Source organism: Planococcus sp. VCh962, assembly GCF_057748275.1.
In genome coordinates this window covers 1,365,660-1,388,613 of the sequence record NZ_JBYLHS010000001.1, presented here as the reverse complement: position 1 = coordinate 1,388,613, position 22,954 = coordinate 1,365,660, and the positions used below count along the sequence as shown (strand labels likewise).

27 protein-coding genes and 1 riboswitch are annotated in these 22,954 nt (G+C 41.2%); of the genes, 19 read left to right on the top strand and 8 right to left on the bottom strand.

From position 1 onward, the window contains the following. Nucleotides 1–10 precede the first annotated feature (10 nt). Nucleotides 11–1,216, bottom strand: a complete 1,206-nt coding sequence (locus AC3AQ9_RS07025) for an MFS transporter (protein WP_488306706.1) — start codon at nt 1,214–1,216, stop codon at nt 11–13. A 514-nt stretch (nt 1,217–1,730) separates the two neighbouring features. On the opposite strand from AC3AQ9_RS07025, the gene AC3AQ9_RS07020 reads away from it, so the two are divergent. From AC3AQ9_RS07020 to AC3AQ9_RS07010, 3 genes are all read left to right on the top strand, one after another. Further along, nucleotides 1,731–2,615 (top strand): pentapeptide repeat-containing protein, encoded by an 885-nt coding sequence (locus tag AC3AQ9_RS07020; protein ID WP_488306705.1) that lies wholly within the window; start codon nt 1,731–1,733, stop codon nt 2,613–2,615. A gap of 33 nt (nt 2,616–2,648) precedes the next feature. Further along, a complete protein-coding gene (locus AC3AQ9_RS07015) occupies nt 2,649–3,440 on the top strand; it encodes an aminoglycoside 6-adenylyltransferase (protein WP_488306704.1) in 792 nt (263 codons plus the stop codon). Between the two features lie 185 nt (nt 3,441–3,625). Further along, the gene (locus AC3AQ9_RS07010) at nt 3,626–4,024 is read left to right on the top strand and encodes a GNAT family N-acetyltransferase (RefSeq protein ID WP_488306703.1); all 399 of its coding nucleotides are present in this window, start codon (nt 3,626–3,628) and stop codon (nt 4,022–4,024) included. A gap of 77 nt (nt 4,025–4,101) precedes the next feature. Here the strand turns inward: AC3AQ9_RS07010 and AC3AQ9_RS07005 are convergent, their stop codons facing one another. The 3 genes from AC3AQ9_RS07005 to AC3AQ9_RS06995 all read right to left on the bottom strand — a co-directional run bounded on the left by AC3AQ9_RS07005 (nt 4,102) and on the right by AC3AQ9_RS06995 (nt 6,848). Further along, complete coding sequence (locus AC3AQ9_RS07005) at nt 4,102–4,566, bottom strand: DMP19 family protein (RefSeq protein WP_488306702.1); 465 nt, start codon at nt 4,564–4,566, stop codon at nt 4,102–4,104. Between the two features lie 28 nt (nt 4,567–4,594). Further along, a complete protein-coding gene (locus tag AC3AQ9_RS07000) occupies nt 4,595–5,041 on the bottom strand; it encodes a GNAT family N-acetyltransferase (RefSeq protein WP_488306701.1) in 447 nt (148 codons plus the stop codon). A gap of 148 nt (nt 5,042–5,189) precedes the next feature. Further along, on the bottom strand, nt 5,190–6,848 hold the full coding sequence (locus AC3AQ9_RS06995; RefSeq protein ID WP_488306700.1) for an ABC transporter substrate-binding protein: 1,659 nt from the start codon (nt 6,846–6,848) through the stop codon (nt 5,190–5,192). A gap of 98 nt (nt 6,849–6,946) precedes the next feature. On the opposite strand from AC3AQ9_RS06995, the gene AC3AQ9_RS06990 reads away from it, so the two are divergent. The 5 genes from AC3AQ9_RS06990 to AC3AQ9_RS06970 all read left to right on the top strand — a co-directional run bounded on the left by AC3AQ9_RS06990 (nt 6,947) and on the right by AC3AQ9_RS06970 (nt 10,917). Further along, nucleotides 6,947–8,200, top strand: coding sequence for an MDR family MFS transporter (locus AC3AQ9_RS06990; protein ID WP_488306699.1), 1,254 nt, complete (start codon nt 6,947–6,949; stop codon nt 8,198–8,200). 302 nt (nt 8,201–8,502) lie between these two features. Further along, complete coding sequence (locus tag AC3AQ9_RS06985; protein ID WP_488306698.1) at nt 8,503–8,994, top strand: GNAT family N-acetyltransferase; 492 nt, start codon at nt 8,503–8,505, stop codon at nt 8,992–8,994. 196 nt (nt 8,995–9,190) lie between these two features. Continuing rightward, nucleotides 9,191–9,760 carry an ATP-binding protein gene (locus AC3AQ9_RS06980; protein WP_488306697.1) on the top strand — a complete coding sequence of 190 codons (570 nt, stop codon included), beginning with the start codon at nt 9,191–9,193 and terminating at the stop codon, nt 9,758–9,760. 134 nt (nt 9,761–9,894) lie between these two features. Beyond that, entirely contained in the window at nt 9,895–10,326 is a 432-nt protein-coding gene (locus AC3AQ9_RS06975; protein WP_488306696.1) for an NUDIX hydrolase, read from the top strand. Nucleotides 10,327–10,368: 42 nt separating this feature from the next. Continuing rightward, nucleotides 10,369–10,917 carry a GNAT family N-acetyltransferase gene (locus AC3AQ9_RS06970; RefSeq protein WP_488306695.1) on the top strand — a complete coding sequence of 183 codons (549 nt, stop codon included), beginning with the start codon at nt 10,369–10,371 and terminating at the stop codon, nt 10,915–10,917. A 372-nt stretch (nt 10,918–11,289) separates the two neighbouring features. Here the strand turns inward: AC3AQ9_RS06970 and AC3AQ9_RS06965 are convergent, their stop codons facing one another. After that, the gene (locus AC3AQ9_RS06965; RefSeq protein ID WP_488306694.1) at nt 11,290–12,477 is read right to left on the bottom strand and encodes an MFS transporter; all 1,188 of its coding nucleotides are present in this window, start codon (nt 12,475–12,477) and stop codon (nt 11,290–11,292) included. A gap of 202 nt (nt 12,478–12,679) precedes the next feature. Between AC3AQ9_RS06965 and AC3AQ9_RS06960 the strand changes: the two genes are divergently transcribed. The 11 genes from AC3AQ9_RS06960 to AC3AQ9_RS06910 all read left to right on the top strand — a co-directional run bounded on the left by AC3AQ9_RS06960 (nt 12,680) and on the right by AC3AQ9_RS06910 (nt 20,772). Next, a complete protein-coding gene (locus AC3AQ9_RS06960; RefSeq protein WP_488306693.1) occupies nt 12,680–13,189 on the top strand; it encodes a GNAT family N-acetyltransferase in 510 nt (169 codons plus the stop codon). Between the two features lie 108 nt (nt 13,190–13,297). After that, the gene (locus AC3AQ9_RS06955; RefSeq protein ID WP_488306692.1) at nt 13,298–14,188 is read left to right on the top strand and encodes a DMT family transporter; all 891 of its coding nucleotides are present in this window, start codon (nt 13,298–13,300) and stop codon (nt 14,186–14,188) included. Nucleotides 14,189–14,339: 151 nt separating this feature from the next. Beyond that, nucleotides 14,340–14,642: a hypothetical protein gene (locus tag AC3AQ9_RS06950; protein ID WP_488306691.1), complete on the top strand. Its 303-nt coding sequence runs from the start codon at nt 14,340–14,342 to the stop codon at nt 14,640–14,642. Nucleotides 14,643–14,673: 31 nt separating this feature from the next. Continuing rightward, nucleotides 14,674–15,111 carry a GNAT family N-acetyltransferase gene (locus AC3AQ9_RS06945; protein ID WP_488306690.1) on the top strand — a complete coding sequence of 146 codons (438 nt, stop codon included), beginning with the start codon at nt 14,674–14,676 and terminating at the stop codon, nt 15,109–15,111. A gap of 52 nt (nt 15,112–15,163) precedes the next feature. Then, nucleotides 15,164–15,646, top strand: a complete 483-nt coding sequence (locus AC3AQ9_RS06940; RefSeq protein ID WP_488306689.1) for a DUF5063 domain-containing protein — start codon at nt 15,164–15,166, stop codon at nt 15,644–15,646. Between the two features lie 83 nt (nt 15,647–15,729). Then, nucleotides 15,730–15,930 (top strand): hypothetical protein, encoded by a 201-nt coding sequence (locus AC3AQ9_RS06935; protein ID WP_488306688.1) that lies wholly within the window; start codon nt 15,730–15,732, stop codon nt 15,928–15,930. Further along, entirely contained in the window at nt 15,931–16,212 is a 282-nt protein-coding gene (locus AC3AQ9_RS06930; RefSeq protein ID WP_488306844.1) for an OsmC family protein, read from the top strand. It begins immediately after the preceding gene. 216 nt (nt 16,213–16,428) lie between these two features. Then, the gene (locus AC3AQ9_RS06925) at nt 16,429–16,818 is read left to right on the top strand and encodes a GNAT family N-acetyltransferase (protein ID WP_488306687.1); all 390 of its coding nucleotides are present in this window, start codon (nt 16,429–16,431) and stop codon (nt 16,816–16,818) included. 192 nt (nt 16,819–17,010) lie between these two features. Next, nucleotides 17,011–18,078 carry an AbrB family transcriptional regulator gene (locus AC3AQ9_RS06920; protein ID WP_488306686.1) on the top strand — a complete coding sequence of 356 codons (1,068 nt, stop codon included), beginning with the start codon at nt 17,011–17,013 and terminating at the stop codon, nt 18,076–18,078. 324 nt (nt 18,079–18,402) lie between these two features. Continuing rightward, nucleotides 18,403–19,794 carry a Na+/H+ antiporter NhaC gene (gene nhaC / locus AC3AQ9_RS06915; protein ID WP_488306685.1) on the top strand — a complete coding sequence of 464 codons (1,392 nt, stop codon included), beginning with the start codon at nt 18,403–18,405 and terminating at the stop codon, nt 19,792–19,794. A 159-nt stretch (nt 19,795–19,953) separates the two neighbouring features. Further along, nucleotides 19,954–20,772 carry an STAS domain-containing protein gene (locus tag AC3AQ9_RS06910; protein WP_488306684.1) on the top strand — a complete coding sequence of 273 codons (819 nt, stop codon included), beginning with the start codon at nt 19,954–19,956 and terminating at the stop codon, nt 20,770–20,772. A gap of 52 nt (nt 20,773–20,824) precedes the next feature. Here AC3AQ9_RS06910 and queE read toward each other — a convergent pair whose 3' ends face one another. The 3 genes from queE to queC are packed head-to-tail and all read right to left on the bottom strand — an operon-like array spanning nt 20,825 to nt 22,616. Continuing rightward, nucleotides 20,825–21,532, bottom strand: coding sequence for a 7-carboxy-7-deazaguanine synthase QueE (gene queE / locus AC3AQ9_RS06905; protein WP_488306683.1), 708 nt, complete (start codon nt 21,530–21,532; stop codon nt 20,825–20,827). After that, nucleotides 21,529–21,954, bottom strand: a complete 426-nt coding sequence (queD, locus tag AC3AQ9_RS06900) for a 6-carboxytetrahydropterin synthase QueD (protein WP_488306682.1) — start codon at nt 21,952–21,954, stop codon at nt 21,529–21,531. The genes queE and queD overlap by 4 nt, the downstream gene beginning before the upstream one ends. Continuing rightward, nucleotides 21,951–22,616 (bottom strand): 7-cyano-7-deazaguanine synthase QueC, encoded by a 666-nt coding sequence (queC, locus tag AC3AQ9_RS06895; protein ID WP_488306681.1) that lies wholly within the window; start codon nt 22,614–22,616, stop codon nt 21,951–21,953. Before queC ends, queD begins: the two co-directional genes overlap by 4 nt. A gap of 7 nt (nt 22,617–22,623) precedes the next feature. After that, nucleotides 22,624–22,667: riboswitch (PreQ1 riboswitch) on the bottom strand. Nucleotides 22,668–22,954 lie beyond the last annotated feature (287 nt).

Below are 22,954 nucleotides of genomic sequence, written 5' to 3'. Positions count from 1 at the left end.
TTACTGAGTATTATTCTGATGCGGTACGATACAAATGAGCTTTTCCTTTATAAGCGATACCGGTCACCACGGCTAATAATAATGCAGATATTATAAAAACACTGCGAACGCCGAAGACATCAGCTAAAACACCCATCAATAAAGAAGACACACCGAATGTTCCGGTTCCGATAGCTGAAAGTGAAGCAAAGACGGCAGGCAATTGCTCTTTTGGCACACTAGTCTGGACAAGCGATTGCTGTGGAATATTTTTAAGCTGGCTGAATAATCCAACCAGGCCGGACAAAACCAAAGCAAGCAGCGGGATGCTATTCAAGCTGAAGAACCAAGTGGCAAGCATGCTGCCGAAAGCCCCGCATACAATGAATAAACTGAGATTCCGTTCAACAGTTGAAGCGTATTTCAAGCAAATTACACTTCCTGCAATCAAGCCTACAAAGAAAGAGCCGTTGATAAATCCCCACCAGCTGTCATTGGCTGACAAAGCACTGTTTACAAAAACATATAGGATAGCTGCAATCCAAACAGTCCCGGCAAAAGTTTCGAGGAAATCCATCCATGCTAGCCGTTTTAATACAGGCGTCCTTGAAACAGTTTGCCAGCCAGCCGTAACTTGCTGCCAAATTCCTCTTTCCGCAGGTGGGTGATACTTCACGTGTGGCAGCATACACATAAGCAAACTGGCCAGCATAAATAATCCGCCAACAAACCAAATCAATTGAAAAGGAGTGATGGCGAGCAGGACCAGGCCGCCGACAAACCACACGGTTGTCTGTATGGTTTGGGTAACGGTTTCCGTAAGTCCGTTAGCTTTTAACAGCAAGGATTCATGGACATAAAAAGGAATCAGTGCCGACCGTACAGGATTTGCACAGCCGTCTAGTAGAGCGATTCCACTTATGAATAAAAACAAAATCCAATAATTTGATGTTGAAAGGGCTGGAAAAATTAATGCCATAGAAAGCAATAGAATTGTTTTGCCGATTTGAGACCCGGCCAGAAGCCTGTTCAAACGGAATCTCTCCATCAAGAGCGGTATCAATAAGTTCGAAACAAACATGGCAGACGTAATGGCAAATGGCACAACTGCAGCAGCAGCAGCTTTTCCGGTCAGCTCAAATACCAGACTGATGATGCTGACAATATATAAAACGTCTCCGACATTCGCCAATGATTGTCCGAACACTAGTAAATGGAAATTTTTATTCAGTTTCATTTTTCATCCCCCAATTATCAAAATGGAAATACTTTAATTAGGGGAAGTTTAAATTGGATTGATCATTGCTTGTCATTCTCCTGTCGCTTATAGAAAAACCAGGGGGATTTTGGTTAATCAAAATTTTCATTTAATTATTATCAGTATACCTTATAATAAAGATATATCTATCGGAAAATGGCAATAAAACCCTGTTTGAAGAGCAATACTATTATGCGCAATTATAAATTTCTCGAAACTTTTGGCGTATTTACGCTTCTGCATCCTTTATTCTATACTCTTGGCATCACGCCTCTGGTTTTACTGCGGACAATCATTATTTCACCCTTAGAAAATAGATTTAAAATTTTACGGTATCTCTTTATCGGCCTTTGTGGTCTATCTAGCAATACAGCTCATATATTTCGGCGGGATTGGGAGGAGAACCGATTATAACTTCCATGCTTCTCGCTTTTTTCGCTTTTGGACTCATCAATCCCTTTGTCTATGATTATCAACAAAAGGAGTGGAAATCATGATGAAAAACGATTCGCAACGAGATAAAGAAGACCTTGGGGCTATGCAGAAAAAGCTAAGGGCTGATTGCGGCAATTGTTTCGCTCTATGCTGCGTGGGCCTTTCTTATATGGCGTCTGCAGATTTTGCTTTTGATAAAGCGGCTGGTGTCCCTTGCCCGAATCTGCAATCAGATTTCCGCTGCAGCATTCATCCGGAGCTTCGGCGAAGCGGTTTTAAAGGCTGCACGGTATTCGACTGCTATGGCTCAGGCCAAAAAGTGTCCCAAGTGACGTTCAAGGGAAAAGATTGGCGAAACAATCCAGATACGGCAAAAGAGATGTTTACCGTGTTTCCGATCATGACCCAGCTGCACGAAATGCTGTGGTACCTGGCTGATGCCATGAAACAGGAAAAAGCCAAACAAATGCATAATGAACTGGAAGAAATGATGCACAAAACAGAACAGCTGACTTTTCTGAAATCACAGGAACTTAAAGAGCTGGATATTCCTGCCCACCGTGCGCGGGTGAATGACTTGTTGGTAAAAGTAAGCGAACTGGAAAGAGCGGATGCATTAAAACGGAACAAAGGACGGAAAAGCAAAAAAATGAACCGGCGGAACGCAGACTTGATGGGAGCGGAATTAAAAGGAGCCGACTTGAAGGGCATTGATTTTCGAGGAGCTTATTTCATAGCGGCGAATTTGCGGCAAGCGGATTTGAGAACAGCGGATGTGATTGGCGCTGATTTTCGGGATGCAGATATAAGCGGAGCGGATTTATCCACGGCCCTTTTTGTGACGCAGGTCCAGGCCAATGCGGCCATCGGGGATTGCAACACAAAATTACCGGAAGCCATCAAGCGCCCCGCTTATTGGGCAAAGAAGCCAAGGGATTTTTAACTGACCAATATACCAATGAAAGCAGGAAAAGCCATGTTGCCACAGGAACTAGCAGTCCAAAAAATTTGTTCAAGTTTAAAAAATGATCCATCTATTCGGGCGATATATCTAAAAGGATCCATGGGCAGAAGTGAATATGATGAGCATTCCGATGTCGATCTTTATTGCCTCGTTGACGAAGAAAACGCCACACGGTTTTTGGAGAATCGCTTGCAGCATTTACAAGCATACCGTCCGATTATTTTTCAAGACGATATTTTCATTATTGCCCCTCAAATTATTGCTGTATTTGACGATCTTTTGCATGTCGATTTGTTTACAATAACTCCAGACAAATTTACGGAAAAAGATTATTTTAAAGTGCTCTATGACCCTGATGGGTTAATGGAAAGATTCACAGAAACTCAGAGCCTGGAACTGGATGAAAATGAATACCGGGATGATGTGATGGATGTTGCATGGTTTTTGTTCCAATATAAAAAAGCTGCTGGCCGAGGAAATGATATCTGGGCTGTGAAAATGCTGTCGAGCGTTATGGATCATTTGGCGAGAGTGCTGCTTTATAAATATGCACCACAGCGGGCTCGTTTGGGATTGAAGACCCTCAGCAATTCATTGCCGCCTGAAGTCTTATTGAAAGTAGAAGAGATATTCAACCTGATGACCACAAGACATCACGCAGAAGCTGCTTCGCAAATCAGTGAGCTGGTGATGGAAGAGATCGAATGGATTCTTGGCCAGATTACAGATGGAAGCCAAATAGAAACCTTGCTTAGAAAAATGGTGGAAATGCATTCTCGAGCAAAAATAAAAAGAAACTTATAACAGGAAAAGAATTTCTGGAGCTTACAATATAGTTATTATGGTGAAGCAGGAAGTGGAAAAATGGAAATAACATTAGAGAAATTGGATGCTGCTGATTCAGATCCGCTATTTGATTTGAAATAGAAAATAGAAGTTTTTTTGAAGAGAAGGTACCTAGCCGGGGAGATGATTATTATAAGCGAAATGTGTTTGAGCAACATCATAACAATCTGCTAAGAGAGCAATCGGCAGGGGATTCTGTTTTTTATCTGATAAAAAACAAAGAAGGGTCCATTTTAGGACGCCTTAATCTGGCAGATATAGATAAACCAAACAAAACCGGATATTTGGGATACCGAGTGGGACAATTATATACTGGCCAAGGAATTGCAAGCCGGGCAGTCAGATTGTTGCTTGAAGCAGCCGACGATTTAAATATTCAGCAGATAAGAGCCAAAACTACTGCAGATAATAAGGCTTCTCAAAAAGTCTTGGAAAGAAACGGATTCAAGCTAATGGAAGCTATGGATGAAGAAATCCATTTAAACGGCAAGCAAGTGAGATTTGTTTATTATATTTGGCAGAATTGTGGAAAATCAGAATAAGAAAAAAACAGTTCCAGTGAGGGAACTGTTTTTATTTTTATATGCAGTGTAGATATATATAGATTATCCAGATTAAATCAACTGATCTCAAACAACTCCGTATGAATGTCTACGAAATAAACTTCCAATTGCTGTTCCAATTTACCGCCGAGAGCAGAATATTCACTGTCTGCTTTTTCAATCAGCTCATAAAATACATCTTCTTGAATTTCGCCATTTTCCAAAGCCGTAAACGTATGCCACAGTTCTACACCATATTTCTTTTCAATCTGTGCGTAGTCATGAGCACCAATCTTCTCCAAAGCAGCCGTCAAATCATTCAAGTAAATAGTGATTCCAACCTCCCGAATATAGGCCTGAACCCAATTAAGCAAGATTTCATGGCCGCCGCTTTCGATTTCAGAATAATACTGGAAAGCCAGAAAACTTTCATTTATAAGAGGATTTACCGAAGGGAAATCATGGCTGCTGATTTCGAAAATGACCGCATTCCAAATATCTGCCCGGTTCATCAAATTACTTTTCTTCATTTTTGGCTTCATGATATCGCTCCTATTGTGATTGAAATAATTAAAGCTTTAAAGGCAACTCATATTGGCAATATTTTGTGTCCAGTATATAGCCATTCTTTTTATAGAGCCTTTGTGCGGCTGCATTATCAGTGGCTGTGCTAAGGCAGATGCTAATCGCCTCTGTTTCAAGGGCATATTCCTTGGCTTTTTGCAGAAGGAGTTCTCCCACACCTTGCTTTCGAAAAGCGGGGTCCACATATAAATCGTTCAATATCCAAGTTCTTTTCAAGGAAATCGATGAAAAGGCGGGATAAAGCTGAGTAAAGCCTGCGGGAACTCCGGCATTATCGGCAATGAATATGACGGATTCGCCTTTTTCTAATCTTGCTGATATGTACGCTGTTGCACTTTTTAAATCAGCGGGCTGATTGTAAAACTGCCGATACAAATCAAATAATAGAGCCACACGTTCAACATCTTCAAGACCGGCGCGATATATTTCCATACAAATTCCTCCATTCTCTTACAAAAAAGTTTGCAGTTTATATTTATTTTACTTTAACAGAAAGTGGGGATGAAGAACCCTGTCAATTGAACTTCACCTTAATTAAGTAACTGGCAAGATTCCCCTGATGAGTTTTCATGAAAAATCCTTATCCGCCAATATGGGGCCGAACCCATAGTTTGGAAAAGTCCACATATCCAAAATGGCTGATATTGATATTCATCAAGTCAGCAGAAAAAGGGATTTGGCGTTTTTCGTAATAAAGCGGAATCAGAATAGAAGAATCCATCAATGCTTTTTCAACTCTTAAATTTAAGGGAAGCCATTTCTCAAAAGGAGTATGTACATATTCCTCTAACAATTGGCTTATATTCTCGTCTGCATTGATCATATTCGCCAGTGGGGAATTGCCGTTTTTGAGAAAATGGTAAAAAGAGAAATTTTGGTTCATTTCAAATACTTCACCTCGGATAAATAAATCGGCCTTCTGGTCTTTCCCGTTATCGAATAGCATTTCTTCGAATGGCAAACACTGGATTTCGAATGGAATCTTTTCTTTTTCAAAGATGGATTGAATCCATTCAGTAGCTTTTTCCAAATAGTCCGTCGTTTTAATGACGAGTGGCTTCGTAAAATCAGGGGGTTGGACTTCCCGGACTTCATAACGCTGATTTTGCCCAACAAGCATGCTTTGATGATTAGGCAAAGCGCGGGAACTGTAGTGGATAATTTCATGGCGGTATTTTGCAATGATCCAATGGAGGTAATCCCGGATTTCTTTTCTGCCTATATCCGATTTTCGAAAGGCGTTCATGATGACAACTCCAACTCCTGAGTCGCTCTCGACCAAAAACGTTTTGTCCGAATCTAATGGTGTCGCTGAACGATAGACAAAATCAAAGTCGCTTGGAACTTGTACAAACTCGACCCGATCCAATAAAGGCCGTTCGCCGAAATAATCCTTAAAAGCATGTAAAACGGTCTTGAGACTATGGCTATTATCAGCGTAAAAACTACCGGTTCCAATCAACTGCCCTTGGCTTTCTTTATAAATACTCGAGTTCATCAATCCCAGCATTTGAAGGCAATAACTGCAGCCGGCAGGAAAATCAAAATCAACCACTAAAGGACCAACTGCCTGGATCTTTTTAATCGGCTCCCATAATTCTTTGAAATGGATATGAGTACGCAGGCGATTCAAGCAATCCGCCACATCTTCAGCCGTCAGTACAGAACCATCATGGAATTTCACATCTTTTTTTAAATATATTCTCAATTTGGTTCCAGATATATCCCAGCTATGGGCCAGTTCAGGCGAAACCATGCCTGTTGCATCTATAGCGACGAGCCGATTATAAATCGTTGCTACAACGTTGGCGCTTTGAATATCGGCCGCTTTCAACGGATGCATGGTTGTAACTGCATATTTTCTCGGAATGATTAATTTGTCGGCATCACTGGTATTTTGAAAAAAGCCGAATTTTGAACGAAATTTATTGATGAGGCGGATTTTACTGTCAATTGACCAGTCATACATTAAATACTTACTGCTTGTTTCAACTGCTTCCTGTTCAATGATTTCCATGAGCTGTTCTTCGTATATTTCTTCCACGTTTTTCAGCCAATGCAACTCCGATGAATTGCCTCTTCCGCGTCCTGAAGTGTAAGTAAACCAACCCTCAGCTGCCCACTTCCTGATATAGCGGGTGGCTTGCTTGGCACTTAAATCGAGGACTTCTACTATTTTCTCTTTTTTTACTTCTCCAGAAGGGAGAGCTTGCCATAGCGCCAATAAATTCTTTTCCACACGGTGTTCCTCCAAAAAGTAGACATATATTCTAAAAATGTCCATTTTTCAATTTATTCGTCTAGTATAATATACATAAGACAAAGGAGGTTAGCAATATGAGCTGGAAAGAATATCCACAAAACATTAAAGTCCGCTTAATAACATCGTTTTTCAACCGGGCAGTAGGATCAGCAGTTATGCCTTTTATGGCGTTGTTCTTCGCGCTGGAAATGAGCAAAGTCTGGGCCGGGATGTTTTTAGTCGGTACCGTCATCATTAGTTTTTTTATTAATTTAATCGGAGGCTATATTTCTGACCGTTTTCCGCGCAAGGGAGTTGTCGTATGGACATCGTTGATCAGTGCTTTAGCATTTCTGGCAATGACCATTAGCTTAGTCCCGAGCGAAAATCTTATTTGGCTCTTTGCAGCTTCCTATATCGGATTTATTGTTTCAAGCAGCCTCGGGAGGCCGGCAATGCACGCCATTATCATCGATTCGACTACTCCGGAAAACCGGAAAGCGGTGTATACGATTGAATACTGGCTGACGAATTTGTCGATGGCAATCGGTGCAGCGCTGGGAGGGTTATTATACGTCAATCATCAGATTGAGTTATTTATGCTATTGACCGTCACGTCCATCTGTTTGCCGATTGCTTATCGCATATGGCTGATTGACGAGCAGAATAGCGTTCTGAAAAAACAGCATCACAATGTGTTGATTGACGTTTTCCAAAATTACAAAGTGGCATTTCAAGATTCGCCTTTTGTGAAAGTAGTGACCGGCTCGATGTTCATCTTCGCTGCGGAATTTTCATTAAACAGTTATATTGGGGTCCGGCTCGCTGAAACGTTCGAAACGGTAAGTGTCGGAAATTTCGATATTGCGGGAGTCCGGATGCTGAGTATCCTAAATATCCAAAACATGCTGTTTGTGGTCTGTTTCACTTTCTTTATCAGCAAAATTACAGACCGCTTTAAAAACCGAAAAGTTTTGCTTGTGGGATTGATTGTCTACAGTATTGGCTATATAACGGTCACTTCAGCGGATAGCTGGTACATCCTGATTCTCTTTAACGTCATAGCCACTCTCGGAGAGCTCATTTATTCTCCGGTCCGGAATGCTGAACTCGCAAATATGATTCCGGCTGACAAAAGGGGCTCTTATTCTGCCTTTTCCAATCTTTCATTCAGCGGAGCCGACCTGATTGCGCGTTCCACAATTGTTATCGGCGCTTTTCTGGTTCCGACGATGATGTCCGTCTATATTGGAGTTATTTTGATGATCGGGACATTCCTTGTTTATACCGGTATGTTTATCAGAGGGACAAGCCAGAAATCACCGGAAACAACTGAAGCAGTCCTTTAAAATTTCCTTCTCCCATGCATCCGTTATGGGTGGAGGATTTTTAAATCCATAAGAAAATAAAAAAACCCGGAACATTCTAATAATTCTATCTGAAATTGGGAATTTTAGGTATAATTAAACATGTAAAAGATCGGAGGAAGTCGGATGAAGATAAAACCAGAATGGACCAGGTTTAAAATGAAAGACGGCCAATCAAAGAAAGTAGAACATTGAATAAAATTACTGAATGACATTATGCCAGAAGCAATATAAATGATTAAAGCAACAATGAAATAAAACAATACTTTCAACTGGAGGCAAACATGGAAATACGAAAAGCAGTGCCAGCCGACGCTGAAAAGCTGGTTAGTTTGATGAAAGAAGTAGAAGAATCGAATTTTATGCTTTTTGAACCGGGTGAAAGAAAAACTTCGCTTGAGCAGATTAAAAAACGACTCGAAGCAATGAATGGGCACTCAGCTGTTTTTGTGGCAGAAGAGAACGGAGAGTTAGTAGGTTATCTATTTGCCATCGGAGATACTTTAAAAAGAAAACGGCATTCGGTTTACGTCGCCATCGGCATTCAAGCAAGCCAGCGGGGAAAAGGAATTGGAACCGGGCTCTTTCAAACATTGGAGCGATGGGCAGCGGAAGAGAAACTGCACCGAATCGAGTTGACCGTAATGGAACACAATGCGGCAGGGATAGCATTGTATCAAAAGATGGGTTATGGGATTGAAGGCATAAAGAAAGATTCCTTGTACATAAATGGGGATTACGTCAACGAGTTTTATATGGCTAAGATAATGGGTTGAACAGATTGGAAGAGAACCGTGGAATTAAGCGATCCGACAGAATTTGCTGAATGGTTAGCCTTGCATTCCATTAGATGGCATAAACAACTGGTGAGATGCAAGGAAACTAAATATACACATGGAGCCCAAAATTTAATTGTTTTGCTTTAAAACATCCGAGAAGACAAAAGAAGAAATATGAACTAAAGGAGCCGTTATGGAATTAATTTTATTATTCGGGCCTCAAGCGACCGGGAAAATGACAATAGGAAAAGAACTCGAAAAAACAACAGGATTCAAACTGTTTCATAATCATATGACCATTGAATTGCTGCACCCATTTTTTGGATTCAGTTCAGAGATGTGGCGGCTGTCGAATCTGTTCAGAGAAGAAATATTTAAATCAGTTGCCAAAAGTGAAATAGAAGGCATCATTTTTACTTATGTTTGGGCATTTAATATGGAGGAAGATTGGGAATTTGTCGAAAAGACTCGGAAGATATTCGAGTCAAGTGGCCACAAAGTTTATTTTGTTGAATTGGAAGCAGACTTGGAAATAAGAATCGAGCGAAATAAATCATTCAGCAGGCTCGACCATAAGCCGACCAAGCGGAATATAGAAGAATCGGAACGAGAATTACTGGATTCAATGAAGAAATACCGCCTAAATTCGTTGGAAGGTGAAATTGAATATGATAACTACATTCGAATCGATAATTCCAATCTACAGCCGGATAAAGTGGCTAATCTTATCAAGGAGAGATTTTCTTTTGACAAGTACCAATAACAAAAAAGGTGTACATTAAAACAAACGCCATAAACTTTGCAGAAAATCTATATTTCAGATTAGCTTTTACTAAAACAAACATTCCAGTTGGATTGTTCGTGCTGCGATTACAAATATTCACAAAGGAGCTTCGTATGAAAAGAGTGGATGTGGTTTATGTCATGCTTCGGGATGCCACTGGAGAAAATATATTAATGGTCAGAAATTACGGAGAATACGAGTCATATTACACGCTTCCAGGGGGAGCGGTGGAAACGGGAGAAACCTTGCAGGAAGCTGCGATACGGGAAGCTAAAGAAGAGACGGGACTCGATGTTTCCCTCGGCGGAATCTTCTCCATCAGTGAAGACTTTTTTGAGGAAAGAGGACATCATGCCATATTTTTCACTTTTGAAGGAAAAATTCTTGGGGGTGAAATCGCCATTGCTTTTCCGGAGGAAATTGAAGAAGTAAGGTGGATGCCATTCCGTGAAGCTGCAGAACATCTATCCATTCCGGAAGGAGCGGAAAAGCTGATCAAGGTCAATCATTCGGTGCCGTATATTTTGAAAGGCAACCTGATATAAATGGTTCAACAGGTCAATCTGTTTACCAAGGAGGTGAGCGTTGTGTTGATTCAGGATGGAAAAATGCTGATCCGGAAGCTGGAAGAATCCGATAAAGAAATAATGGCAAAGTGGCTGACCAATCCAGAAGTATTAGAATACTACGAAGGACGGGACAATCCTCAAGATTTAGAAAAAGTGAACCAGCATTTTTACAATCGGGAAGATGAAACAACAAACTGTCTAGTTGAATACGAAGGGAAAGCAATTGGCTATGTTCAATTTTATCCGTTAGAGGATCAAGCCAAAATTGAATACGGTTATTGGAATCCAGCAGATATTGTCTTTGGCACCGATCAATTTATTGGAGAAGCGGATTATTGGAATAAGGGACTCGGGAAACGGCTCGTTAATTTAATAAAAGACTACTTATTAACTGAAAAACAGGCGGATGTTCTCGTCATGGACCCCCAGGTCTGGAATGAACGGGCAATTGCCTGTTATGAAAAATGCGGTTTTAAGAAAGTGAAATTTCTTCCGGCTCATGAAATGCATGAAGGGGAAATGAAAGATTGCTGGTTGATGGAATATAAAAAACAAGAGATGCTCTGAAAATTGATATGCCAGGTGGCTGAGACATTTTGGAGTGGCGGTAATGTAGAAGTGAACTTAACATGGGTGCCTGGGAACTAGCTTCCTCTTGATAAATTAATCATCCATATGCATTGTGTGACATTTATTTCAGAAGAATAGATTTAACAATTCACGTTGTTAAATCAATTACTTTTGCAAAAGGAGGGAAATTTATTGGGATGGATGATCATTGTTGTCATTGCCTACTTGCCAATTCTTTATCGGATTCACAAGAGACTTAGCTTATTGGAAAATGAAGTCATTAGATTAAAGAAAGAACAAATATAAAAGAGTGGGTTTCGAGGATAGCTAATGGTCCTATCAGCAATATTAGCAGGATGAAACAATGGGTTATGAGTTTCTGTGAGAATATCTCTTTTTCAATAGGAATGCTGCACTAAACACTGTAAATGCAAGAGCTGAAGAAAGAGAAAGAGCCGCTTGTTCACCATGATTTTCGATAATCAGCGAGTAGACAATGGGTGCGACAGCAGACAACAAAAAACTTGGCACAAGCAATTTACCAACAAAAGAACCATAGGTTTTATTGTCAAATAGAACAAGTGGCAGAGAGCCCCGGGCAATGGTCATCAGCCCATTGCCCGCGCCGTATAGAAACGCAAAGATGAAAGCTGTCGTGATAAGCTGGCCGCTGAATAAGCCAATGATAAAGCAAATTGGCAGTAATCCAGAAGCCAAGATTGTCAGCATGAAAGGATGAATGCGGCCTCCAAATAATAGTTCTGCCACCCGTGCGAGAGATTGGCCGATTCCCCGCAGCGCAGAAATCCAAACGGAAACAGCTGCAGCGAGCCCAAGCCCTGACAATATGGCAATCATATGAGCGGACATCGCAGAATTCAAAAAGCTAAGGAGAGAGAAAATCAGTGCATAGAGGCTTCCGGAAATGAGACGCTCTCGGCCGGTAAGATTCAGCTTCGTTATAACTCCTGCATCAGGACTCACAATGGTAGTGTCTTCTTTGAAACGTTCTTGTGGAATAGCCAGATGCAGTGGAAGCGTCAAAAAAGCAAACCCGGCATATACAAGAAGGGCATTACGCCAGCCAAAAGATTCCGCAAGAAAAAAGCCAATTGGCCAGAAAACGGTCGAAGCGAGCCCGCCAAGCAGTGTGATTTGTGAAATGGACCGTTTTGCTCCTGAACCAGCAATTCGTACCAATGAAGCGAAAGCTGCGTCATAAAGAGTCAAGCGCATCGCAAAACCCAGTACAATCCAAGAAGCATAGTAAAAGGATACAGAATAAGAAAAAGCAATGCCGGAACAGCCGAGGGCGAGGAGAACAGAGCCTGCAGACATGACAAAGCGCCCGCTGAACTGGTCAATCAGTTTACCGGTTAATGGAGAGGTGATTCCCATGATAACCAGTGCAGCAGAAAATCCGCCATAGACCAAGGTTCTGCTCCAGTTAAGATCCTTAGAAATCACTACCCCAAAAGCTGCAATCAAATAATAAGAAATGCCCCAGCAGATCAACTGGGATAACCCAAGTAAAAAAACAATTCTCCGAGTGATCATTGATTGGCCCCCTAAACGGATTTCTCCAGCTTTTACCCCGCTTTAACAGTCAGTGGGAGAAAGGAAACATCACTGACTGTGTTTCTTTTTAGTAAAAGCATATACAAAAAATAGGAGTATGAATACAGAAAATATACACAATAAAATTGCATTTAAAAACATCTACATTTTGGCATTAGGAACAGTCGAAAGGAGTTTTATTATGGTACTTGTTCGCAAAGCACAACCGGAACATGTGAAAGGGATTGCTATGGTTTGCACAAAAGGATATTGGGCGACCTATAGTGACATGTATTCAAAGGAGTACATTGAGGCTGTGGTCCAGGATTTCTATAATGAACAACGGATTTTATATGAAGTGACAAACTTTAGTAAAGAATGGGGCGGATACTTTGTTGCACTTGAAGACGGCAAAGTGGTTGGAGCTGGAGGCGGTGGAATGATCGCTGACTCAATAGGGGAAGTGTTCGTTCTCTACTTGGAACCTTCAAGGTTAGGAGAAGGAATTGGGACCGAGTTATTGGATGCGATCACCCGCCAACAGAAGGAGGAATTTGGCGCGAAGGAGCAATGGGTCTCGGTAGCCAAAGGAAATCAAAAAGGCATCCCGTTTTATGAAGCCCGGGAATTTGTCTGCAGAGGTGAAAAGCCGGTTTTCCGTTCCAGTGAACAAGAAATTCCTGCTTCTTTAAGATATTGGCGTCGCCTTTAAACGAGAAAAAGATGGACGAAACGGCATTGAAAAACAGACTAAAGACATCCTCGATGCTTTCAAAGCCGAAGGTGCTGTGTTTTCGAGGATTCCAAAGGAGATTAGAATTTGAATAATAAATTGGCTTTTGCGCTGTTAGTCATTTTGACCACCAGTTTAATGGGGTCTTCTTTCGCGGTTGGAAAAATTGGGATGTTTTATATATCTCCTCTATTATTGGTCGGATTGCGCTTTACGCTGGCAGGGTTATTAATGGCTGCCATTGTACTGGTTCTAAAAAGGCCGCATCCCAAAAAACGAAAAGACTGGTTTCGGATTTTAGTGATCGGCGCTTTTCAAACAGCAGGTGTCATGGGGGCTATCTTTTTAAGTTTGCGGACAATCACCGCCGGAGAATCAGCCATCTTGACGTTCATGAATCCGCTGCTGGTAGTGGTCTTTGGCACAGTGGCCCTTGGCATCCGTTACCGGCTTGTGCAATGGAGCGGTGTGCTCCTTGGGTTTATTGGAGTGTTTGTCACAATGGGCGGACAGCTTCAAGCAGAAATCGGCACTCTTTTAGGATTCTTCAGTGCGGTTTTTTGGGCTGCGGCGACTTTGCTGATTAAACAATGGGGCCAGCAATTTGATGTCTGGGTATTGACCGCCTATCAAATGCTTTTTGGCGGTTTGCTGTTGCTGTTAGGAAGTTTATCATTGGAAAACACCCAGCTGGTGGTCAATTCTGCTTCGGTCATGATTGTATTATGGCTAGCGATTCCTGCGTCAATTGTCCAATTCGCTGTCTGGTTTTTCCTGCTGCAAAACGGCAATCCGGGAAAAGTCAGTGCATTCCTGTTTCTTGCCCCGTTCTTTGGGATCATTTCCGGATGGCTGTTGCTCGGTGAAGCCATCGGCCTAGCTCTCCTTGTTGGAGGTGCTATGATTTTTGCAGGCATTTTCTTAGTGAACTGGCCGGATAAACGGATGGCAGAAGTGGTTCCTAAAGAAGGAATTTAATGCAAAAAGCGAGAATTAATTTTAATATGCCTTTTGTTGATGTAGCTGGCATTCTTGTATGTCGTTGAATGCATTTTTGAAACAACAGCAGGAAAAGCTTATTTTCCTATAGGCTAATGATTTTAGGTTGAATTGGAGAGGATGGCTGTAGATGTTTGAATTTGTGTTCAGGATATTAGGGAATGCGGTATTATTTAAAGCCGGGGATAAATTACAAAACGCTCTTCTGAGCCCTTCAAATTTCGAAAAGAACGTGGAACGGCTAAATCAGGAAGACTGGTTTTCAGCACTAAGGCAGGACTTCAGATACGACCATATCATCCGGTACAATCCAAAAGTGAGGAAATTTCTTGGAGACACCAAAAAGACGCTGCACCTCCTTCAGTATAGTGAAGAACAAGAGAAGTTCAAAAACTTGGTCCATCAAGAATATACCAAGCTCATGAAGAAATAATGGCAAACAAGCGAAGGAGAATAAAACCGCGATGAAAATAGAAGTATCTTTGAAAAAGGAAGAGCAATTCCGGGGGTTTTTGAAACAGAAAATCAGGGATTTCAATGATGCTTATTCCATCCCCCATAGAGATTCAAGAAAGGAAGGAGCAGTAAAACCACTCAGTATGAAAGTGAGTGATGATTCCGGCGAATGGATTGGCGGGATTTCTGCAAGCCTTTACTGGAATTGGTGTGAAATCCATCATTTTTGGTTCGAAGAAAAATGCCGGGGCAAAGGACTAGGTTCTAAACTGCTTGAAGCAGCGGAAAAACAAGCCAAGGAACTAGGGGCAGAGAAGGTGCTGCTGACTACATATGATTTTCAAGCCTACTCTTTTTATGTAAGCAAGGGCTATACGGTAGCAGGTGAAATCAAAGATTACCCGCCAGGGCACAGTTACTTTACTTTAATTAAATCATTGGCTTAAATATAGTAAACTGGAATTTTGCCAGATACTCAAGGACTGGAAGTGACAGGACATGGAAACGACAAAAGTAGAAACTTTTTTGCAGGCAGCAAAGGACTATTGCCATTTAATTGAATCGTTGGGCACTTTAGGAGAAATTGAGAAATTCAAACAATTGCATATTGCTGTTACCGAATTGTACACGAAAGCTCTTTATCTGCCAGAAGCCGAGCCTGGAAAAGATGACTCTTTTGACATTGATTTTCAATTGCCTCAAGTTGACTTCGGGACACACAATGTCTATTGGGGAGTCTATGACCCTTATCACTCGGATGAGGAAATGGAAGAGATGATGGAAGAGCCCTTAAACGAAACGTTGACGGACGACATACTGGATATTTACAGTGACATCAAACGGGGATTAATTCTTTATGAGCAAGGTGACCATACAGAAGCGGTTTGGGAATGGAAATACAATTTCGAGATTCATTGGGGCACGCATGCGGCCAGTGCTATACGGGCATTGCATTCAGTGAATTATCTTGCTTCTTTTTGAAAGTCCTGACTATCTAATGATAAGTTAATTTGTTTGCAGGAAAATTTTCTAATTGTTATGGTAAAAAGAAGGAAGGTGATCAAATGAGTGAACCTATCGAGTTGACAAAAATAACAATCGTTCAAAAAGACACGGCCAATAAAATTCGTGAAGCATATATTGGTGATTTTGAAGAACCTGTACTGTATGGTGTGCACGGTGGTGTTAAGGCGTTTTATGGTGTAGATACCAATCTGGAATATCCATCAACGCTGGACCATATTGTAGCTGCTACTGGCGGTTGACTGGTCGGGACCTTATCAGGCGCGCTGGAAGCGCGTAAAATTCCGACTTCACCCGATAAAGTACGTGCCAATGTGCAAGGAACCATTGAAGCACCTGAAGGCATATTGAAAATAACGAAAATCAACTGCCATTATTTTGTGAAAGTGCCAGAAGGCAAAGAAGCAGCGGCAGAGCGGGCTTTAACCGTTTTTGATCAAGGATGCCCAGTTGCCCAAACCTTAAAAGGGGCCGTTGAATTTGAGCATTCTTGGGAGATTGAAACTTATAAACAAGAAATCTGAAGCATGAATATAAAAAAGTTTGCCTTGCAGAAGGCGAACTTTTTTATATTCATGCAGGGAAATAGTTAGTAGGGAAAAATAATAAAGGAAAAAGACAGGTTTAAATTTTGGAAAAATAGAGAATATAAATGTAGGATAAGGAACTTTATTGGATGATGCTATTTTATTGAATAAAGAAGAGAAAGATTTTAGATTTTGAAATCGAGGGATAACAGCATGTTATGCAAATATAAAAAATCGTATATGAAAGTTGCAATGGGATTGATGTCATTAATGTCCAAAGGTTTTAATTTCAAAGAATTGAAGGAGACCATTCAGGCATACGAGGAAAATCCGAAATGGCAGTTATATCTTTGGAAAGAAGGAGACAACGTAACAGGGCTCGCTGGAGTCGAGCAACATGAAAACCATTTCATTCTTTTGCATTTCTCAGTAAATCCATCTTACCAAGGAGAAGAAATTGCCCAAAAAATGCTTGAAGCTTTGCGAAATCAAATGAAGGAAAAAGAAATCCATTTGTCCAAAGAAGCAGCGAGATTTCTTGCCAAAGTTCGAGGCACATCTGATGAGCCTATTCCATTTTACAAGGAACAAGCCATTTCATGAAAGCGACAAAGGAAAGCTAACCGTTCCCTTGAACGAAAAAAATAGATTCAACTAAAAACTTGTCCTCGCGGCAAGTTTTTTTATGCAGTGGATAAACAGGCAAGCATTAAAGAAAATAAAAAATTTTATCCATGAGCGAAAAAAGTTATAATTGAAAAACAAGAGTGGATATTAAGAAAGAAGATGACCGATTTGACCATACATCCAATGGGAAAAGCATTTATAGTTGGACTGGCAGGAGCTCTATTGTTCGAGGTAATTGGTGCGCCGATGCCGTGGCTGCTAGGTTCGCTTTTCACAGTGTTAGCCGTACAATTATTTACACCAATTTCATTGCAATGGCATCCAGTTTTTCGGAATACGGGATTGGTATTTGCCGGATATGTTATTGGTTTTGCTTTTACTTTAGAAGCTTTACAGGGGATGAAACAGTATTTTGGGATTATGCTGGTGATTAATATTGCTTTCTTTCTGCTTTTTCTGTTTATCAGCTTTTTAATGGCTTCTCGGACGGAAGTAGATAAAGGGACCGCAATGACGTGTTGTGTTCCAGGTGGAATGTCGCAAATTATTACATTTGCTGAAGAACAGAAAGGCATCGATTTGACTGCTGTAACGTTTTATCATGTGCTGCGGGTCTTGCTGATCGTCGCAATTGTACCTTTTATCGTAGCAAGCGGAAATTCACCGCAAGCTGGAGAAACAGCTGAAGGCAGTTATTCGCTGTACCTTTTAGTTTTGCTCGGTTTCTGTTATCTATCGGGTATGGTATTTAAATTAGGAAGAGTGCCAACTGCGTTTTTGCTGGGACCCGTTTTTTTTATCATGCTATTGAATATCTTAAGCATTGAAGTGCCGGTTATGCCAAGCCTGCTGCTGCATATTGCTCAATTGCTAATAGGGATTTATATTGGTCTCCTCTTAAAGAAAGAAGACATAAACTTGACGCCCAAACTGATTTTTTATTCGTTTTTTTCGAGTGCAGTCCTAATTGCTTTCGCATATGGCATCAGTTATATTTTACAGGACTTATATGGTTTAAGTTTTTCTACCAGTTTTTTAAGTGTGGTACCAGGCGGGCTTGACCAGATGGGGATTATTGCAGCTTCGGTTCATGCTGATGTTACGGTAGTGACGGCATTTCAATTATTCCGGATTTTATTTCTGTCCATTTTTATCGTGCCTTTTGTGAAATTTTTAGCTGGAAGGGAAACTAAGGAGGAAAAGGCCAAATTGGCCGATTCAACTACTAAAAATTAAACAGAATGTATGAATTATGTAAATAAGACCTTGACTTGCTTTAAGAACATGATAAGATTTAAAACAATTGATTATGTAAAAATAATAAGTGACGTTGAAGATGGTACAGTAAACTTTTCGTGTGCAGCAAGCAGAGACTGAATGTATGGTGGAAATTCAGGCAGCGATATGGATGAAGTACGCCATCCGTTTTTTCAACTTTTTAATGAAGTGGATGGTCTGTTGGCTGTCAAATAGGGTGGTAGCGCGGAGAAACCTTCGTCCCTTTTTATGGGGATGATAGGTTTTTTTATTATAATTTTTTATTTTCAGGGGGAATCATTCATGTTTCAGATTAAAGAAGTTATATCACCAACGGTCAAAGAAGCGGTCGCATTGATCGTTCTCATTGTCATGATTATCAGCGTAAGCCTCATCCGATTTGAAGCAGTTCCGCATATTCCAATTCTCTTATCTATTTTGCTGCTATTTTGCTTTGGCCTGCTCAAAAAAGTGCCATATCGCAAATTAGAGAGCGGATTGGTAGCAGGAGCGGGAGCCGGAATGAGTGCGGTATTTCTTTTTTTCTTCATCGGTATTTTAATCAGCACTTGGATGATGAGCGGTACCATTCCAACATTGATTTATTTTGGCTTTAATCTGGTAACCCCATTGTTTTTCTTCGCGATTGTTTTTGTAGTCTGTTCGATAATCGGGATATCGATTGGAAGTTCTTTGACAACAGTTGCTACAGTTGGAGTTGCTTTTATCGGAATGGCAGCAGTAATGGATATTTCATTGGCAATTACAGCAGGGGCAATTGTTTCTGGCGCTTTTTTCGGGGATAAAATGTCTCCGTTGTCGGATACGACAAATCTGGCTTCTTCTATGGTTGGCGTGGATTTGTTTGAACATATCCGCAATATGGGATGGACAACGGTTCCGGCTTTTGTGCTGTCACTATTAGTCTTTGCTTTCCTGTCTCCTGATGTATCGGGGGCTCAAGTGGATGACGTCGCGTTTTTCCAGCAAGGCCTTCGTGATACGGGCGCCATCCACTGGTATACAATCATTCCATTGCTTGCATTAATCATTTTGACGCTAAGAAAAGTTCCAGCAATGATGACCCTTGCCATCAGTTCTTTGACGGCTGTAATCATTTCTTTTTTCCATCACAGCTACAGTGCTGCTGAAATTATGGCCATTCTGTATAGCGGATTTGTGTCGGAAACGGGTATCAATGAAATAGATGCTTTGCTTTCAAGAGGCGGCATGGAAAGCATGTTGTTTACAATTGGTTTGGTCCTGCTCGCGCTCAGCATGGGGGGATTACTTTTCACGCTCGGGATTGTCCAATGTTTATTGGCGAAATTGGAAAGCCTATTGAAGAAAGTTTCTTCAGTTATTGCTGCATCGGCCTTGACGGCAATCGGCATCAATGTGCTGATCGGTGAGCAATATTTATCTATTTTACTGACTGGCCAAGCTTTTCATACGCAATATGAAAAATTAGGACTTGCCGGCAAGAATCTAAGCAGGGTAATGGAAGATGCAGGAACGGTCGTCAATCCTCTTGTACCTTGGAGCGTCTGCGGGATCTTCATCACTTCCATTTTAGGCGTTTCTACCTTGGAATATCTGCCGTTCGCATTCTTCTGTCTGTTATCGCCGATATTGACGGTTTTATACGGCTATACAGGAAAAACCTTGACATACCGGAAAGCCGAAGAGCTTTAATATGTAAAATAAAAAGTTGCTTGCATGAACAATTGCAAGCAACTTTTTATGTGTTGATAATTTACAAGTAAAATTTTCGTCTTTTTACTTTTTATGCTAAGAAAAAATATTCTTTTGAGCTATAATAAAGGAATGAGTATATAAAAAGGTGGAGTCCCTATGAACGGCATTTATAATTTTTCCCAATACATACAGGATAATATTAACGCTTTGCCACATGATATCGTGGATAATGTTATTTGCAGAATGAATCTTATCATCTCGGAAGCGGAGAAGGAACAAGCGGTTTTGATGTACGATCAGCTTTTGAATTTTTTCGGTGAACTGTTGGTGAACGAAGACGAAGAATCGGTTCCTGAATCATTGATTGAATGGAGCAAGAAGAATGCGGCAATGCAAGTCGCTTCAGGAGGCAGAATTTCTGAAATCGTCATTCGCTATTCACCTACCAGAGAAATTTTCAATGAACTATTCACTGAAATCAGTATAAATCTGGATTTGTCTGTTAAGGAAGCGGCATTCATCTTAAAACGGATCAATACGCTTTTGGACGTTAGTTTAAATGAGACATTTTTTGCTTTTGAACGGCTTACCGCCGAATATCAGGAAGAAACAAAAAAAGAACTGACAAGATTATCAGCTCCGATTGTTCCGATCAAAGACGATATTGTCGTATTGCCGCTGATCGGTTTTATTGATGAGGAACGGATCAAGCATATTATCGATAATGTTGTTCCGCGATTAGCGGATATGAATGTGAATCATGTTATTTCAGATTTTTCAGGTCTAGTAACAATCAATGTTCAAGTCGCAGAAGCGATTCATCAAATTGGAAGCACCCTTAAATTGATGGGAATTCATGTGGTTGCGGCTGGGCTGCGGCCGGATCTTGCTCAGACAATCATTAAGAGCGGCATAGACATGTCAACCATTGAGTCATTTGCTACTGTAAAGCAAGCCTTAAAAAGCATCAGCTGATAACAAAGAAAAAGGCGTGGAATCTATTATGATTCCACGCTTTTTCTTATAGTTACACTCCGCGTTTATTGCCCCATACAAGTGCGTGGAGCTGTGGCAAGACTTTGGCGTCGTTCATAATCGCAGAACGGATTGACTGGTCAATCAGCCATTCATAACGTTCTAAAAGAGCAACCGTCAAATGTGCATCATCGGTGGTTGCTGTATCGCTGTTGCCTGTCTGCAAAAAGAACGGGACGCCTGGATAGCGCAAGTGGATATCTTCTGCATACTTAAAGTCTTCTTCGTCGAAAATGACGACTTTCAAGCTGGCATTTGAGCCGTCCAACTTTTGCAAGAAGCCATCCAATTTATCGAAATCAGTGACCATGCCGGAACTTGGCGGCTTCGGCGAAATCGTGATGTCGTCAATTTTCGGCATCCAGTCCTGCCAAATAGATCCTTGTGTTTCCACTCCGACTTTCCAGCCGTTTTCGTGGCATAAATCGACAAGCTCTCCTATGCCTTTATGAAGGGCCGGGTTGCCGCCAGAAATCGTTACATGCGAAAATGCTTCGCCGCCGATACTCTTCAGCTCGGCGATGATGTCAGCAGGCTGCTTTGAAACACTGCGGCCTGTGCCGTCCCATGTGAATTTAGAGTCGCACCAAGAACAGGAATAATCACATCCTGCTGTTCGGACAAACATCGTTTTTTGTCCGATGACCATTCCTTCTCCTTGGATGGTCGGACCGAAAACTTCCATTACCGGTATTTTCATAGCAAGTCCTCCTTGCGCGGGCGATAAACGACATAACTTGTCGGTGTCTCGCGCACTATGACTTGAAGGCAATTCGGTTTATTGACAGTAGCCTTGAGAATGTCTTGGATGGACTGCCAAATCTGCTGTGCCAATAGTTCAGTTGTTGGAAACTTATTTTCGAATTCAGGGTGATTATTCAAAACCGAGTGATCGTATTTTTTATGGATGGCTTTTTTAATGGATTTAAAGTCAATCAGGAACCCAGTGGCATCCAGTTCATCTCCGCCGACTGTGACATTGACAAAATAGGTATGACCGTGCATTTCCTTGCACTGTCCCGCATCTTCGCTTGGAATAAAATGCGCTGCTGAGAAATTTAAGTCTTTGTTCAGTTCAAAACGGAATTCATGTGGAATAGATGGATAGAATTGCTGCATCATACAGGCTCACCTGCTGATTTCCGCTCTTTGTATACAGCCAAACCTTCATTGCGCAAGATACATGCCGGACATTCTCCGCAGCCGGTGCTTGGGACGCCGTTATAGCAGGTCAATGTTTTTTCTTGCACAAAATCGAGGGCATCCAGTTCATCGGCAAGTTCCCACACTTCCGATTTATCAAGCCACATTAATGGCGTATGAATGATGAATTGTTTGTCCATCGCCAGGTTCAATGTCACATTCAGCGATCGGATGAATGTGTCGCGGCAATCCGGGTAACCGCTGAAATCTGTTTGGCTGACTCCGGTAACTAAATGACGAGCACCGATGGCATCTGCATAAACAGCAGCAAATGAGAAGAATAAGTGATTTCTGCCTGGCACGAAAGTTGAAGGCAGTTCTCCTTCTTTTGCTGTCACTTCGATGTCATCACGGGTCAGCGCATTGGCTGATAGCTGGTTGATCAAAGTCATGTCGAGCACTTTAAAAGACACACCGAGTTCTTCCGCGATTTTCCGTGCGCATTCGATTTCAGCAGAGTGGCGCTGGCCGTAATCGAATGTCACGGTTGCAACTTCACTAAAGTTTTTCAAAGCCCAAAATAGGCAAGTGGTACTGTCTTGGCCGCCGCTGAAAACGACAACCGCTTTTTCTTTTTTCAATTGAAACATCTCCTTAGTTTTTTAGAGAGGGAGTTTGCGAACCTCTTATTTTTGAACACTGTTAATAATAACATAGAACGGCATTAGCAAAAGAATAGAAAGAAAATTCATTTGCCGTCTATTTTTATGAATACTTTGCATTTCACAGCATCATTTTCACCAGGTGACAGTCAAAGGTTTGTGAATTTTATTGTGGACTATTTTGAAGGGGTTCAAAGCAGTTTCCTGATCGAATGGCTCCAATTTGATTATCAATAATAAAATATGGCGAGCCGTTTCTCTAAAGTTTTTGAAGGGAAAAACCGCCAATTGTCGAATGGTAAATAGAAGAATCAAGG

Excerpts from the sequence above, each read along its gene's own strand:
- AC3AQ9_RS07025 (WP_488306706.1), bottom strand. The coding sequence starts at position 1,216 with ATGAAACTGAATAAAAATTTCCATTTACTAGTGTTCGGACAATCATTG.
- AC3AQ9_RS07020 (WP_488306705.1), top strand. The coding sequence starts at position 1,731 with ATGATGAAAAACGATTCGCAACGAGATAAAGAAGACCTTGGGGCTATG.
- AC3AQ9_RS07015 (WP_488306704.1), top strand. The coding sequence starts at position 2,649 with ATGTTGCCACAGGAACTAGCAGTCCAAAAAATTTGTTCAAGTTTAAAA.
- AC3AQ9_RS07005 (WP_488306702.1), bottom strand. The coding sequence starts at position 4,566 with ATGAAGCCAAAAATGAAGAAAAGTAATTTGATGAACCGGGCAGATATT.
- AC3AQ9_RS07000 (WP_488306701.1), bottom strand. The coding sequence starts at position 5,041 with ATGGAAATATATCGCGCCGGTCTTGAAGATGTTGAACGTGTGGCTCTA.
- AC3AQ9_RS06990 (WP_488306699.1), top strand. The coding sequence starts at position 6,947 with ATGAGCTGGAAAGAATATCCACAAAACATTAAAGTCCGCTTAATAACA.
- AC3AQ9_RS06985 (WP_488306698.1), top strand. The coding sequence starts at position 8,503 with ATGGAAATACGAAAAGCAGTGCCAGCCGACGCTGAAAAGCTGGTTAGT.
- AC3AQ9_RS06980 (WP_488306697.1), top strand. The coding sequence starts at position 9,191 with ATGGAATTAATTTTATTATTCGGGCCTCAAGCGACCGGGAAAATGACA.
- AC3AQ9_RS06975 (WP_488306696.1), top strand. The coding sequence starts at position 9,895 with ATGAAAAGAGTGGATGTGGTTTATGTCATGCTTCGGGATGCCACTGGA.
- AC3AQ9_RS06965 (WP_488306694.1), bottom strand. The coding sequence starts at position 12,477 with ATGATCACTCGGAGAATTGTTTTTTTACTTGGGTTATCCCAGTTGATC.
- AC3AQ9_RS06960 (WP_488306693.1), top strand. The coding sequence starts at position 12,680 with ATGGTACTTGTTCGCAAAGCACAACCGGAACATGTGAAAGGGATTGCT.
- AC3AQ9_RS06950 (WP_488306691.1), top strand. The coding sequence starts at position 14,340 with ATGTTTGAATTTGTGTTCAGGATATTAGGGAATGCGGTATTATTTAAA.
- AC3AQ9_RS06945 (WP_488306690.1), top strand. The coding sequence starts at position 14,674 with ATGAAAATAGAAGTATCTTTGAAAAAGGAAGAGCAATTCCGGGGGTTT.
- AC3AQ9_RS06940 (WP_488306689.1), top strand. The coding sequence starts at position 15,164 with ATGGAAACGACAAAAGTAGAAACTTTTTTGCAGGCAGCAAAGGACTAT.
- AC3AQ9_RS06935 (WP_488306688.1), top strand. The coding sequence starts at position 15,730 with ATGAGTGAACCTATCGAGTTGACAAAAATAACAATCGTTCAAAAAGAC.
- AC3AQ9_RS06925 (WP_488306687.1), top strand. The coding sequence starts at position 16,429 with ATGTTATGCAAATATAAAAAATCGTATATGAAAGTTGCAATGGGATTG.
- nhaC (WP_488306685.1), top strand. The coding sequence starts at position 18,403 with ATGTTTCAGATTAAAGAAGTTATATCACCAACGGTCAAAGAAGCGGTC.
- AC3AQ9_RS06910 (WP_488306684.1), top strand. The coding sequence starts at position 19,954 with ATGAACGGCATTTATAATTTTTCCCAATACATACAGGATAATATTAAC.
- queE (WP_488306683.1), bottom strand. The coding sequence starts at position 21,532 with ATGAAAATACCGGTAATGGAAGTTTTCGGTCCGACCATCCAAGGAGAA.
- queD (WP_488306682.1), bottom strand. The coding sequence starts at position 21,954 with ATGATGCAGCAATTCTATCCATCTATTCCACATGAATTCCGTTTTGAA.